Raw genomic sequence first — 14644 nt, 5'->3', positions numbered from 1 at the left:
TTATTCTCCTCACCCTAACCCTCTCCTCAAGGAGAGGGGATAAGGTTAACTTTAGGGCTAAGATTCATTATGAAGAGATTAACTGACAAGGTGGCACTGGTTACCGGTGGCGCTTCAGGAATCGGGCGCGCTTCCTGTGAGAAACTGGCGTCGGAAGGTGCACAGGTGCTGGTGACCGATGTCAACGTAGCGGGCGGCCATCTTACGGTGGAAACCGTTGGTACTGCAGCTCGCTTTCAGCAACTTGACGTTAGCCAGGAGGCAGACTGGATTGCTGCGATACAACAAGCGATCAACTATTTCGGTAGGTTGGATATTCTAGTGAATTGCGCAGGTATCGGCTTTAGTGGGCATGCCGAAGAGATTGATCTGGAGGCTTGGAATCAGATTGTCGCGGTTAACCTAACCGGCACGATGCTGGGTTGCAAACATGGCATCAAGGCGATCAAAAAATCCGACGGTGGTGGGTCAATTATTAACATCTCTTCTGTTGGCGGCTTACTGGGTACATCCGATTTGGCAGCCTATTGTGCGACCAAAGGCGGGGTAACGCTGCTCACTAAAGCCGTGGCCTTGGATTGCGCAGAGCTGGGTTATGGCATTCGTTGTAACTCTATCCATCCTACTTATGTGGATACCGAAATGCTTGATCCAGTAGCGGCAATGATCGGCAGTCGAGAGCAGATGGTTGCTACCATGTTGCGTAACGTTCCGTTAGGGCGTCTAGCCACAGCTCAGGATATTGCCAATTCAGTTTCATTTTTAGCCAGCGATGAATCCGCCATGATTACGGGTACCGCATTCTTGGTAGATGGTGGCACCACTGCCGGTATGCCAGCGAGTCACTCGGCTTAGTGTGGGAATTTCGAACGAAGGAGATAAATCAATGACTCAGCCGGAACGAACAGTAATGCAAATGGCCTACGTGGTCGAGAATATGGAGCAAGCGCTGGAGCGCTGGCTACAAAAAATAAAAGTTGGCCCGTTTTTTGTGCTGAAAAGTCTGGCAGCGGAAAATATGCGTTATCGAGGTGAACCGACTAATTTGGATATCGATGTGGCGCTTGGGTTTTCCGGAAATCTTTGCATCGAATTGATCCAACAAAACTGTGATTCCCCCTCCGTTTATCGCGAACTATTGCAACGCCAAGGCCCAGGCTTTCATCATTGGGGACTGTATTCTGAGACCTTTGATGAAGATGTGCTGCGCTATCAACAGCAGAATCACGAGCTGGCATTTAGTGGCAAGGTCAGCGTCGGAGCACGTTTCGCTTATATGGATACGGTGAAGGATCTTGGTGGCATGCTGGAGTTGATTGAGGTGACGCCGGTAGTGAGCGATTTATTTCACAACATGGAAAGTGCGCACTGGGATTGGGATGGCAGAGATCCGGTTCGCTATGTCGGCTAATTAAAAAATTTAGCAATAAAACCCGCCGCAGCGTCAGCAAAGTTTTAGTTGCCCGCGAACGGTAGATTCAATTTTAAGAGGTGGTATAGATGGAATGTACAGTCAGTGCAATGTTGCTCGCAATTCTCAAAAAACACGGTGTTAAATATATTTGTGGTTTGCCGGCGGCACAGATCGGTTTGATTATGGACGGCGCATCCCGCGATCCGGAGCTAAAATATGTTACCACGCGACACGAAGAAGCCGCCGGACATATGGCAGCCTCCATTTCCCGCGTGACTGATACGATGGGCGTGTGCTTCGCGACAGTCGGCCCCGGCGCGACTAATATTGTACCGGGTGTAGCTGCCGCTTATGCGGACAATATTCCGCTGCTGGTGATTACCGGTCAGAACCAGGCCAGAACCATCGACCCAAGCATTGACCAGTTGCAATCGGCGGATCAGTTGGGGTTGTTCAAATCCATCACGAAATGGAACGCCTCCATTCATCATGCCGAACGTGCACCGGAGCTGATTGAGCGAGCCGTTCATATTGCGCGTTCAGGTCGTCCCGGCCCGGTTCATTTGGATATTCCCTGTGATGTTGGCACCCAGTTATGCAGCTATGACCTGGACCAGGTTCCTCCTTATCAATTAAAAAGACCGACCCCAAATCGGGAGGAATTACAGCAAGTGTTAGGGGCACTATCCTCTGCCCGTAAACCGGTGCTAATTGCTGGCGGCGGTGTCGCGCGATCCGGTGGTGTTGAAGCATTTCGGGAACTACTTGAGGTGACTGATATGCTGGCAATGTCGACCGCCAATGGCCGTGGCGTGATTCACCCCGATCATCCGAATAATATAGGTTCGGCAGGCCTAGTGTCCGGGCAGGTAGCCATTGATGTCGCTCAGGAAGCGGATTTGGTATTGGCCTTTGGTTGCAAGTTTTCCACCTTCACTCCGATTCACAAACCACCGCATTATCCGAAACCAAAAGCGCAGAAAATTATCCAGATTGATATTGATGCTGAATGTATTGGTAAGGCGGCGCCTATTGAAATTGGCTTGGTGGGTGATGCCAAGGCGACTTTGGAATTGCTGGTTGAACTGATTAAAGAGGGTGTTCAGCTTAATCCGGATACGGCTTGGAAAGACAGCGTGATTAAAAGACGTAACGACTGCCGGGAGTTGTATCGATCAACGGCGGTTGAAGCGAAAGTGGTTGGAGGTACCGGCATGCTCAATGAGTCCGCCGTCGCTAAAGCCATCAGCGAATTGTTACCCAAAGACGCCATTGTCGCTCATGATGGCGGCCAGACCATGATGTGGACGCTTTCGCATATTCAGGTCGATAGCCCGGAGCGGTCACTTTTTGTTCCAGGAATGGGGCATCTGGGTTTTGGTTTACCCTACGCAAACGCGGCGAAACTGGCCCATCCTAAGCGCCCCGTTTTCTGTCTGACTGGTGATGGCGCGATGGGTATGACCATTCAGGAGTTAGAAACAGCGGTGCGCTACGGTTTGAACGTTATCACCATCATTTTCAATGACAGCTATTGGGGTATGTATAAACCCTTTGGAGATATACTGGATAACCCCGAGTTCGGTACCAAATTATCCAAGGTGGATTTTGCTAAAATCGCGCAGGGCTTTGGTTGCTATGCTGAAGATGTGACGGAGTTGAAACAGCTAGCTGCGGCCATTAAACGCGCAATGGAATCGAACAAACCGGCGGTGATTAATGTTGGCGTAGATTTTACACCCCATCCGATGGATTTTCTCTGGCCTAATATTATTCTGGATGGATTCCAGTTTCCCGAACTACCGAAAAATAAAATGCGGGCAGTCGCCTAAAAGTTTTGTGCCTGATAAGTTGGAAATGGAGAAATCATGATGGCTAAAGCGTCAGGTAGAGTCGGTGGGAAAATTGCACTGGTGACCGGTGGTGCAAACGGGTTGGGGCGTGCGATCGCCGCGCTCTTGGTAGAGCAGGGAGCGACAACTATTATTACAGATGTGCAGGAAGCGAACGGACAAAAAACAGCAGAAGAAATTGGTGCTGTTTTTATGCTGCAAAATGTGGCTGTGGAGTCCGAGTGGGAAGCAATCTTAAGCGCTATAAAAAGTGATTATGGCCGCCTGGATATTCTGGTGAATAATGCTGGCATCAGTGGGCCGGTAGAGAACGCCGACCCAGAAACCACCGCGCTGGAAACTTGGCAGAAGATACAGGAAGTCAACAGCCAAAGTATTTTTCTCGGTTGTAAACACGCTATTCCTTTGATGAGGTCTGGCGGTGGCGGGTCGATCATTAATCTATCATCTATCGCGGCTCTGGTAGCCACACCCTTCATAGCGGCATACGGTGCAAGTAAGGCCGCAGTGCGGCAATACACCAAATCAGTTGCCTCACACTGTGCGGCTACCGGTTCAAAAATTCGCTGCAATAGCGTTCATCCTGGCCAAATTAAAACCGCCATGCATGATAATTTGATCAATGAAACAGTACGCCTGACCGGAATTAGCAAAGAGGAAGCCGAACAGCAGTTTTTAGCCCGTATACCCTATGGCGAATACGGAGAACCGGATGATATCGCTTACGCTGTATTGTATCTGGCGTCGGATGAATCCAAACACGTCACGGGAATACAGTTGGTGGTGGATGGTGGTATGGAGCTAAACGGCTGAGTTGCAGAGTTTATCGTTGAGTTTGCTTTGGCTAGGCGATCTCTTGAAGTAACTCTCGCGCAATAATGACGCGTTGTATTTCACTGGTGCCCTCATAAATCGAAGTAACTCTAGCGTCTCTCGTGTATCTCTCCAATGGCAGCTCTTGGGTGTAGCCAAGGCCGCCCATAAATTGTAGCGCGGTATGGCATACGCGGTTTGCTGTTTCGGTGGCATACAGTTTGGCCATCGATGCATTTTTGGAGAAAGTCTTGCCGTTTTCCTTTAAATAGGCAGCTTTCATCAATAGTAATTGGGCCGCTTCAAGCTCGGTATAAGCATCTGCGAGCATCCACTGTAACCCCTGAAAATTGCTGAGCGGTTGACCAAACTGTTTTCTTTGCGGCAGGTATGCTCGGGCATAGTCCATTGCTGCTTGGCCAATACCGAGTGCTAGTGAGCCAACACCGATTCTGCCACCAGCCAGTTCCGCTACGGCAATCCGAAAACCATCGTTCAATTGCCCCATCAATGCAGATTCAGGAATGCGGCAATTTTCAAATATTACCGTGTTTGTGCTTGATCCGCGTTGTCCCATTTTTTTTTCTGTGGGGGCGATGGTTAGCCCTGGCGTATTGTGCTCTACCAGGAAGCAGGAAATGCCTTTCCCCTTGGGGCGAGAAGAGTCAGTCACTGCCCAGACAACAAAAATACCAGCATACTCGGCACTGGTGATCCAAGCTTTGTTGCCATTTAGTACCCATTCGCCGTTGCTTAAAACGGCTTTGGTACGCATTTGCGAAGGGTCAGAGCCAGCACCGGGTTCAGACAAACAAAAAGATCCAGCGCTGTATTCACCACTGCATAACTTTGGAAGGTAGCGCTTTTTTTGTGCTTCACTGGCAACGCTCTGGATCACTTCACCTACCATGTTGGTGACAGACATGGTGGCGGCGGTAGCGGCGCAACCACGCCCAATTTCGGTCATTGCCAAACTGAAAGCAACAGGACCTGCCTGTGTGCCGCCGTACTCGGAATTGACATTAAGTCCCATAAAACCAAGTTGCGCTAGCTTGTGTACGTTCTGAATGAGTATTTTGTGGCTGGACTTTTGATCCAACAGCGCGGCCTGTGGCGCTAACTCTGAGTTGGAAAATTTTCTTGCCATGTCCTGTATCATGCTCTGTTCTTCGGATAGATTCATATCCATTTGCTAAATCCTATTATTTTCATTGAGCTGAGATTAAGAGGTGTATATTTCGATGGTTAAATTTGACGGTTAAACCATCTCGTTAATATCACCACGAAGGAAAGTGTGCTTTATAATTTTACCGCCAACGATACGGATTAATGTCGTGTTTTCTCCGTCCCCAATGGCGAGTGGACGTGTATTGTCGTAGAGCTTTTCAACGAAATATTCCTTAGTGATGCGGCGCATGTTTTTGCACGGCTTCTTTTCCTCCCGTAGAATTTTATAGAAACGCCAGTCTGCAAAAATAGCATTGGTTTTATTGCTATTTAAATTACATGACTTGAACGCGGTTATTACCAATATAGTGTGAATGACTAAGTTTAAACCTATTGAGGAGTGACTATATCGGCTGCGAGATTATTGGCGAATGGCGGCAAGTTGCTAATTGTTAGCAAAAAACGCTAATCGTTTTAGCGATAAACCATTTTATTTTGAGATAAAAATAGTGGTTTCTCGCTATAAAGAAAATAAAAACATAAGTGGTTATTTGAATTTATGGCGACGAAATTGTTTTGGCGAAAGGCCGTATTTTGCTTTGAAAACACGGCTAAAGTAAGCTGAGTCATTGAAGCCGATCATGAAGGCAATATCAGTGACACTGAGGTCGCTAAGCCCCGTATCAGACAAATAGCGTGCCGCCAGGGCTGTGCGTTTATCGGAAATTGTCTTAGTTAAACTCATCTCTGTGCTCGCAAAAAGTTTATGTAGATAACGATCGCTGATGCCTAATGCCCGGGAAATACTTTGGACGCCGATATCAACATCGAACAGATTTTCCTCGATATATTCTTGTGCTTCTTGCAGTAGGGTTTGAGGATTCTTATTTTTGACTAGCTGAGTTGCCGAGCGTGATTCGGTACAGGCTTTGGCGAGATCTAGCAGTACGTTGATGATGGGGCGTTCTTCGCTGGTTCTAACCTTGTGTGCATTCTTACGTAAGGTGAGCAAGGTAGAGCGTAATATATTTGATAGCACATCATGATCATCAATGACCACAATCTGATCTTGACGAATCAGTGACTGGGCGACACTGTGGTAGGTGGCTGGTATAAATACGGAGATTTGACGAATGTTTTCTTTGGATTCGAATTGTAGGGGGTGATTGCTGTTCCAGATAAATAAATTGCCACGTTTGACGAAGTCATGACACTCATCCACTGAAATGCTGTAACCCTTGCCATCGAGAATGTAGGAAATGATGAGATAGCAAGGTTGTTTGGTAGTGCCGTGTGGCAGTGCCCGCTCGCCTTTAATAGGTAATGTCATGACATCAGTGACGAAACATTCACCGAAACTATATTTTTTGATATAGGCGTTAATCTGGCGGTTTAGGCCTTCACTCTGTTTGATTTTCCAATCAAAATGAACCTCGCTCAGATGTTCGCTAAAGGCTTTGAAGTCCTCATTTTTATTGAGTTTTTGGGCTTTCCAGTCAATTTCCAGAGGCATGCTATGCACTCCAAAGGTTGGGCATTTAGTGGTTTAAATAATAGCTAAATTTTTATTCACGTATGCGCGATTGTCTAAATATTTGTTCCCTACAGTCAAAGAACTCTGTGATAGATCGCAATATGCTATGTTCGTCAAAATGATGAAATTACCGGATCCGACTAGGTTCATCATGGTGGATTTAGGATAAGTTGACGAGTGTTTTTAGACAAGGGAATTGTAATCTTAGCTGGCGTGCTAAGAGTAGATGAAAAAACAGAAGAGAGGCTTGCGCAAGATAATCTTGGTAAGCCCGAATGCTATTCGGGAGGATAGAAATAAATGAGCAATAAAATTTCCGCATTAAAATCCTGTCTGTTTATTGCTGTCGTGAGTGTTTTGGCGCAGCTCTACGGGCAGGCAGCGCTGGCGGGTTCGATCAAAAGCTACCAGATTGAAGAGGTGATAGTTACCGCCCGGAAGAAAGCTGAGAGTGTTCAAGATGTGCCGATATCTATCGCTGCCTTCGATGCAAATTCGATCAAAGAAAACGGTTTCAGCGATACCTTGAGCATTGACGAAAAGGTGCCAAACCTGGAGATAAAGACCTTTGGCGGACAACCCAATATTTTTATTCGGGGGGTGGGTAATAATGACTACAACGCGACGACGGTGAGTCCGGTCAGTATTTATCTGGACGATGTGGTGATGGGACTGACGGGGTCGCAAATCTCTCAGGTCTACGATCTGGAAAGAATTGAGGTGTTGCGCGGTCCTCAGGGTACTCTCTTTGGCAGAAACACGACCGGTGGCGCTATAGCCTTTCATTCAAACAAGCCGACTGATCGATTTCAGTCGGGTATTAGCGCAACTGTCGGCAACTATGAGCGTAGGGGCTTCGAAGGCTACCTCAACCTGCCATTGATAGCGGACAGGTTGATGCTCAGGCTGGCGGCAAAAACCGACTATAACGAGGGTGACCGGGAAAATTTATTTGACGGCAAAGACGCCAATGGGGTGGAAACACACTCCGGGCGCGCCAGCATCCGCTATCTACCTTCCGATAAGGTGCAGGTTGATTTCAGTGTTCACGCCCATGTTGATCGGAGCGATTTTAAACAGGGCAAACCGGTCGGGACTTTCCCAGGTAACACCAGCGTGCTTGGTTATGCTGATTCCTCTCCTGGGAACACCGAGAAACTGAATTTTAACGGCAAAAATAAGCACTATATTGATGCCGAAGGAGCGTTGCTGAAAATTGAATATGATCTTGGTGAAGCCACATTGAAATCCATTACTGCATTTGAAAACAGTGAAACCGATTACTGCGGCGATTTTGATCACAGTCCGTTATCGTTGGATGAAATCTGTTTTGAAACGGATGGTGATCAGTTCTCTCAGGAATTTAATATCAATATGATGCTGAATGAAAAAACAGACTTGGTTGCAGGTGTTTTTTATCTGACAGAGGACATTCAGTATGACACCTTCGCCAATCTCTTTGGTGCACTTCCTGTCGGTGTAGCACTGCCTTTGCTGGCTGGTTCGGAGCGCGAAACAACAACCTATGCCGTATTTTCCGAACTTAACTTTGATGCGGGTAATGGCTGGTCAATTAATGCTGGCATTCGCTATACCTACGAAGAGAAAGATGCGGATTTGTTCAGTTCAGTCGTACTTAATCTGTTTAACCCCAGCGCCCCTGACATCGCTCCGGTACCCATTATTCCTATGACCAAGCTCGTGGATGATTGGAGTGCAGTCTCCGGACGCTTGGCGGTGGATTATAAGTTCAATAACGATGTTATGGCTTATGCCAGTGTTTCCCGAGGTTTCAAATCGGGCGGATTTAACCTGGGTGCTTTTTTTGATCCGAATGAGCTGACCACGGTCGATCCGGAGTATTTGATCGCCTATGAACTGGGCTTGAAATCAACCCTGATGGATAATCGTTTGCAATTGAATCTGGCGACTTTCTATTACGATTATTCGGAATTACAGGTATTAACCTTTGTTTCCGGTAGCACCCCAGCTAATCCGCTGGTGTTTGCTTTGGAAAATGCCTCCGACGCAGAGATTTATGGCGTTGAATTGGAAATCAAAGCTTTCCCTTTGGATGGCCTTGAGCTTACTGCCGGTGTTGGTTACCTAGATACCCAGTACAAAGACTTTGAATCCACCGTTGGCGGTGATTTGTCCGGTAATGTGCTGCCGGGCGCTCCGGAATGGAATATTAATCTGGCGCTTGCCTATGATATTGGGTTATCGAATGGGATGACATTGCGTCTTCAAGGTGACTATTCCTACACTGATGAGCGTTTCTTTAATTCATTCGAGCTAGAGTCAATTAGCTCCAGAGGCGATCATGACTTGCTCGGCGCACGGGTATCCTTGTTGGCGGAAGGTGGCGCTTGGGATATCTCCCTTTGGGGACGGAATCTTGCCGACGAGGAGTACGTGGTTGATAGTACCGATCTGTCAGGTGTATTCGGATTTATTCCGCTGTTCTATGGCGATCGTCGCAGCTATGGCCTTGATTTTACCTACCGTTACGAATAACCGCCATAGGTGAAAAGGGTGAGCTTTTCAGAACAAGTTATACTGGTGACAGGCGCCGCTTCGGGTATAGGAGCGGCCACCAGCAAAGCCTTTATAGACCACGGTGGCTTGGTCATTGCGCTGGATGTGAATGAACCGGGTTTACGGGAAATTAGCGCACATTGCGGTGACAGGCTCACCGCTGTGCGTTGTGATCTTGGTACTGAGGTATCAATAGAAAAAGCGCTAGCGAAAATTAAGGCACGTTTTGATCGGGTTGATGTACTAGTCAATAACGCTGGGGCAGGTAGGTTTGTGGGGATGGAATTTACCCCCGCTGACTTTGACCAGCATTTCCACATTAATCTTCGTGGCCCCATGTTATTGATCAAGCACAGTCTTGAACTGTTGCGGGCAAGCCGGTCTGCCAATGTGGTTAATATCGCCTCCGTAGCAGCGCGTCTTGAATGGGGTAATCATTTTTTGTATTCCTGTGCGAAAGCCGGAGTGGAGAAGTACACCAAACATTTGGTGCGCGACCTGCCCTGGCTGAGGGCTAACTGTATTTTACCAGGGGTTATCGATACAGCCATTATCGACCGTTTGGCGACTGCGCAAGAAAAGGCAGGGCTGTTTCAGTTAATGGAAGAGCAGGTTCCATGTGGTCGTGTGGGAAGTCCTGACGATGTCGCGCAAGCCATACTGTTTTTGGCTTCGTCCAATGCCAGTTATATCAATGGCGCATCGTTGGTGGTCGATGGTGGATTGAGCCATGCAAATACCTGGTTAGGGTTATAGAAAACAGTGGTCTTTTAAGTCATGAGTGTGAAAATTTAATAAGAGGAAAATATGTCCGCACGTACCTATATCTTGGGTGGCGTCCAATCAGACTTTAGCCGTGATATGTTCAAAGAAGGTAAAACTGTATTTGATCTTTTTAGTGAAACCATGGAGCAGGCGTTAGCAACTACTGGCATCGATCCGACTAAGGTAGAAAGAGGGCACATTGGTAATGCCTCGGGCGATGTATTGACGCACTACGCGCAAATGGGTGGCTTCTTCGGTATGGCGAATGACAAATTTGCTGGCATGCCTGCCAGTAGACATGAGGCAGCTTGTTGTTCGGGTTCGATGGCTATGCTGGGAGCAATCTCGGATATTGGCGCGGGGTTTTATGATTTGGTCTGTGTTGCCGGGGTTGAGGTGATGGGGGTTGATACCGCTGATATCAAAGAGTTCGCCACTTTGGATCAAGCGATTGGTGCACATGCTTGGCCGACGGAAAGGACCCAGGAAGAGTGGGTTTGGCCTTATCTGTTCAGCCAGTTTCAACGCGATTACATAGACCGTTATGGGTTGGATTACGCGCATCTTGGCGAAATATCCCGTATTAATCTTAATAACGCCAAGCGAAACCCAAATGCCAGAGGGAAAAATTATCCCTTCACCGATGCCTGCTTCACAGCCAACGATGAGGTAAACCCGGTGGCAATGAGCGATTTTCGTGTGCATGACGTATGCCGTACGGCGGATGGAGCGGCGATTTTATTTTTAGCGAGCGAAGATTTCGCCAGGGAATATGCAACCAAACATGGCTTGAAATTTGAACAGATACCCTGGATCAAAAGCTTTGCTCATAGCACGATGCCGACGGAACTGGCGGTTAAACGACGGCTCTCGCAGGCCTCCGGAAGCGACTATTACATGCCACACCTAAAAAAAACCATTGATAGCGCGGTAGATCGTGCTGGTATGGCGAGTATTAAAAAAATGGATGTGCTGGAGTTGCATGATTGCTTTAGCGTTACCGAGTATATGATTTTAGATCACTGTGGTTTAGCGGCTCCCGGTGAGGTATGGCAAGTCATCGAAGATGACACGATTGGACTGAGTGGATCTTTTCCGGTTAATCCGAGTGGTGGTTTATTGGGTGCTGGTCATCCGATAGGTTGTACGGGCGTGCGTATGGCACTGGATTGCTACAAGCAGGTAACGCAAAGTGCTGGAGACTATCAGGTTGAGGGTGCAAAAAATGCCATGCTGATTAATGTCGGCGGTACGCTAACGACAGTGGCCGCGATGGTCATTGGTCTCTAGTTAATCCAATCATAATAGCCTCCAGTGGAGAACAGGTTTGAATCAAGAGCAGGAAATTACACAATTACTCGATCATCATCTCAATGCATTGCTCAGCACCAATGTGCCTGAAATTCTTAGCGATTACGATGATGACTCATTGATCTATACACCCAATGGTCCGGTGCAGGGGTTATCTAATTTGAAAATTATGTTTGCTAGCTTTCTAGCAAATTTACCAGCGGATGTTTTGCAAAGTATTGAGGTCTTGCGCCAGGATATATACCAGGATACGGCATATATTCTCTGGCGAGCGGGTGATCAGATACCCTTGGGCACGGATACCTTTGTTATTCGAAATGGTAAGATCGCGATACAGAGTTTTGCCGCACAGCTGAATTTTAGTCAGTTATCAGAGGTCTCAGGCGTAAAAGATGCTATGAAAAAGTAAGTGAGTTTAGTTTATGTAATGGTAATCATGTCTCAAAAGCTTTATGAGGAACCATTCACTTTATTTTTATAGTCTTTTACTCTGTAGTAAAGCAATCATATAAACTTATCCGCAAAATCAGTTTTCAACGATCAGACTATGAATCTTAGAAATACCATTCACAGCCATTTCGTGTTGCCATTGCTGCGCAATGCGCACAGCAGAGGACTGGCTCCCGAGAAGATACTGCAATCGGTAGATTTATCACCGGAAGTGATGCATGAGCCTAAGGTGAGATTTACTTTAGATCAGTACACAGCCATATTGCGGTCGCTCTGGAAAGAGTTGGATGACGAGTTTTTTGGTTTGAGTGTTAAGCCTGTGCATTTTGGTACTTTTGCACTCTTTTGTGAGCTGTCGATGAAGGAAGGGCGCGTTGGTGCCGCTTTAGAAAAACAGGCAGAGTGTTTCAAACTTGCGACTGAGGGGATCAGATGGCACTTGGAACAGCGGGGAGAAGATGCTGTGCTCAGCCTTAAAATCAATAAATCAGAGCCGAACTCAGACAATATACTAACCGAATACTTATTGGCAATGACACACCGGTTTGCCGGGTGGTTGGCGGGTCAACACATCCCCTTATCTCAAGCCTGTTTTGACTATCCTCAACCTGACTATGTAAAAGAATATGATGTCTTATTTGGTTGTCTCTACCGGTTCGATCAACCGATACTGGCCTTAGTATTCCCTAAACACTGCTTAAACTGGTCTATTGTTCGTACCTCAGAGGAATTGATCCCTTTCTTGAAGCAGTCACCTGTGGGAATGCTAGTACGACCGGAAACGGATAAAAGCTTTGTGATTAAAGTAAGAAGAGTTCTGTTAGATTCCAGCGGAGATGAGTTAGAATTTCCGAGCTTCGAAGAAGTCGCTAAAAAATTGGGGGTAAGTGCTGGCACGCTTCGTCGTCGGTTAAAGGAAGATAATACTTCATACCAGCTCCTTAAGGATGGCATTAGACGAGATGTTGCGATTGAGCTGCTCTGCGATCCGTCAAAGTCTGTGTTTGAGGTCGCCTATGCAGTTGGTTTTTCCGAAACCAGCACTTTTTCCCGGGCTTTTAAGTCCTGGACCGGGCTGCCGCCCACGGCCTATCGTGATCTGGGTGAAGAGGCTCTCGTAGAAAATCAATAGATCAGGTTGGTTTTCGTAATCCTTGCATTGATTCATTATCATTTCTCAAATTTAAGCGCAGCTATCGCCAAAAACTCTTTTCCGTGCGGTACGAATAATTCACCTATTTTCCATTGGGACTTAACTTAGGGATTTTCTACTTGCTCCACGCGCTCTTTGATGAAACAGCGCCCCCCTTTTTTTAGATCGTAGTTGAAGCTAAGGCAAAGACTCATTCGAAATAAATAAGGCCTTAGAGCCATTAGTTTTGACGATAGTATTTTTTGCTAACAACTCGCCATTTGCTGCCATTCGCCGAACTTGGACCTACCTATATAGTGCTATCAATAACGGGAGTTCCATTGTTCGCGGCTTCCGGTTGACTATCTTGCAATCGAGTCGGATAAATTTTTTAGAGGGTTGCGCAAACAAATAAGGATCGGAATGTGAGAGACGTGGCAGTGGTCGGCGTCGGGATGACCAAGTTTGGAAAATATCAGAATACCGGTATCAAAGAATTGGTTTGCGAGTCGGTGCAAGAAGCATTGAAGGATTCGGGTATTGAGAAGAAACAGTTGCAGGCGGCCTATGTGGGGAACGCCGCTGCAGGAGCAATAACGGGGCAGCATATGATTCGTGGGCAGGTGACTTTAGCGCCCATGTCGATAGATGAGATTCCGATTTACAATATTGAAAACGCCTGTGCCAGTAGCTCTACGGCATTTAATTTAGCTTGGCAGGCAATCGCGACGGGAGTCCATGATTGTGTGCTGGTGGTAGGATTTGAAAAGCTCTACGATGAGGATAAGAATAAATCTTTCCTAGCGCTCGAATCCGGTTTAGATGTGGTGGAGTACCAAACATATTTCGCAGATGTGGAGCGACGCCTCGGGCTTGAAGAACAAATATTTAAGGAAGGCGGCGTTAACCGTAGTCGCTTTCTTGATGTCTATTCGTTTCTGGCGCGAAGGTTTATGGATCAATATGGCTTAAAGCAGGAGCATTTAGCGCAGCTTGCCGTAAAAGCACATAAAAATGGCTCGCTAAATCCTAAAGCGCAGTATCAAGAAAGGGTCACGGTTGAACAGGTTCTACAATCCGGTGATGTGTCCTACCCGCTGACTCGCATGATGTGCGCACCGATAGGGGATGGAGGTTCGGCAGCCATACTTTGCTCGGCGTCGATGGCGGCCAGATATACATCGCACCCGGTCTGGGTTGCGGGGTCTTTGGTGTCTAGCGGGAGCATCAGGTCAGACCTTGACCTCTCCATCACCAAGCGTACCGCGACCAAACTTTATGAGACTTCAGGCGTTGGCCCTGAAGACATCAGTTTTGCGGAAATCCATGATACGACGTCTTCCGCTGAAATTATGTATTTGGTAGAGCTTGGTTTTTGTGGTGGTGAAAATGCGGTCAATTGTATTGAGCAAGGATATTTTGATATTGATGGTAAACTTCCCTCTAATCCATCGGGTGGGCTGACGACCAAAGGACATCCGGTCGCAGCCACAGGTGTTGCGCAAATTTATGAGGTGGTATTGCAGCTGCGCGGTCAAGCTGGAAAGCGGCAAGTTGCCAATGCAAAAATAGGAATGACTCACAACGGCGGAGGTTTGTTAGGCGTAGAGCCCGCAGCAATGGTGATGCATTTGTTTAAGCGCTAATCCGAGAGTAACGCCTTAATA

12 protein-coding genes are annotated in these 14644 nt (G+C 47.2%); 10 read left to right on the top strand and 2 right to left on the bottom strand.

The annotated features are described in order from the left end of the window. Positions 1-69: 69 nt before the first annotated feature. The 4 genes from H6995_08400 to H6995_08385 all read left to right on the top strand — a co-directional run bounded on the left by H6995_08400 (position 70) and on the right by H6995_08385 (position 4080). Positions 70-855 (top strand): glucose 1-dehydrogenase, encoded by a 786-nt coding sequence (locus H6995_08400; GenBank protein ID MCP5215015.1) that lies wholly within the window; start codon positions 70-72, stop codon positions 853-855. A gap of 31 nt (positions 856-886) precedes the next feature. Beyond that, a complete protein-coding gene (locus tag H6995_08395) occupies positions 887-1411 on the top strand; it encodes a VOC family protein (GenBank protein MCP5215014.1) in 525 nt (174 codons plus the stop codon). Positions 1412-1500: 89 nt separating this feature from the next. Next, on the top strand, positions 1501-3246 hold the full coding sequence (locus H6995_08390) for a thiamine pyrophosphate-binding protein (protein MCP5215013.1): 1746 nt from the start codon (positions 1501-1503) through the stop codon (positions 3244-3246). Positions 3247-3285: 39 nt separating this feature from the next. Then, a complete protein-coding gene (locus H6995_08385; protein ID MCP5215012.1) occupies positions 3286-4080 on the top strand; it encodes a glucose 1-dehydrogenase in 795 nt (264 codons plus the stop codon). Between the two features lie 31 nt (positions 4081-4111). Here H6995_08385 and H6995_08380 read toward each other — a convergent pair whose 3' ends face one another. Together H6995_08380 and H6995_08375 are read right to left on the bottom strand one after the other, a co-directional pair. Further along, positions 4112-5269 (bottom strand): acyl-CoA dehydrogenase family protein, encoded by a 1158-nt coding sequence (locus tag H6995_08380; GenBank protein ID MCP5215011.1) that lies wholly within the window; start codon positions 5267-5269, stop codon positions 4112-4114. 525 nt (positions 5270-5794) lie between these two features. Further along, positions 5795-6760, bottom strand: a complete 966-nt coding sequence (locus H6995_08375) for a helix-turn-helix transcriptional regulator (GenBank protein ID MCP5215010.1) — start codon at positions 6758-6760, stop codon at positions 5795-5797. Positions 6761-7081: 321 nt separating this feature from the next. On the opposite strand from H6995_08375, the gene H6995_08370 reads away from it, so the two are divergent. The 6 genes from H6995_08370 to H6995_08345 all read left to right on the top strand — a co-directional run bounded on the left by H6995_08370 (position 7082) and on the right by H6995_08345 (position 14623). Continuing rightward, entirely contained in the window at positions 7082-9298 is a 2217-nt protein-coding gene (locus tag H6995_08370) for a TonB-dependent receptor (protein MCP5215009.1), read from the top strand. Between the two features lie 18 nt (positions 9299-9316). Next, entirely contained in the window at positions 9317-10075 is a 759-nt protein-coding gene (locus H6995_08365; protein ID MCP5215008.1) for an SDR family oxidoreductase, read from the top strand. Positions 10076-10126: 51 nt separating this feature from the next. Continuing rightward, the gene (locus tag H6995_08360) at positions 10127-11374 is read left to right on the top strand and encodes a thiolase domain-containing protein (protein ID MCP5215007.1); all 1248 of its coding nucleotides are present in this window, start codon (positions 10127-10129) and stop codon (positions 11372-11374) included. Positions 11375-11411: 37 nt separating this feature from the next. Beyond that, on the top strand, positions 11412-11804 hold the full coding sequence (locus tag H6995_08355; protein MCP5215006.1) for a nuclear transport factor 2 family protein: 393 nt from the start codon (positions 11412-11414) through the stop codon (positions 11802-11804). A gap of 138 nt (positions 11805-11942) precedes the next feature. Next, positions 11943-12977: an AraC family transcriptional regulator gene (locus tag H6995_08350; protein ID MCP5215005.1), complete on the top strand. Its 1035-nt coding sequence runs from the start codon at positions 11943-11945 to the stop codon at positions 12975-12977. A 425-nt stretch (positions 12978-13402) separates the two neighbouring features. Further along, complete coding sequence (locus H6995_08345) at positions 13403-14623, top strand: thiolase family protein (protein MCP5215004.1); 1221 nt, start codon at positions 13403-13405, stop codon at positions 14621-14623. Positions 14624-14644 lie beyond the last annotated feature (21 nt).

The organism is Pseudomonadales bacterium (assembly GCA_024234615.1).
GTDB lineage: Bacteria > Pseudomonadota > Gammaproteobacteria > Pseudomonadales > IMCC2047 > JAJFKB01.
Note: the sequence above shows the minus strand (reverse complement) of the source record. Positions and strands in the feature narration are given on the sequence as shown.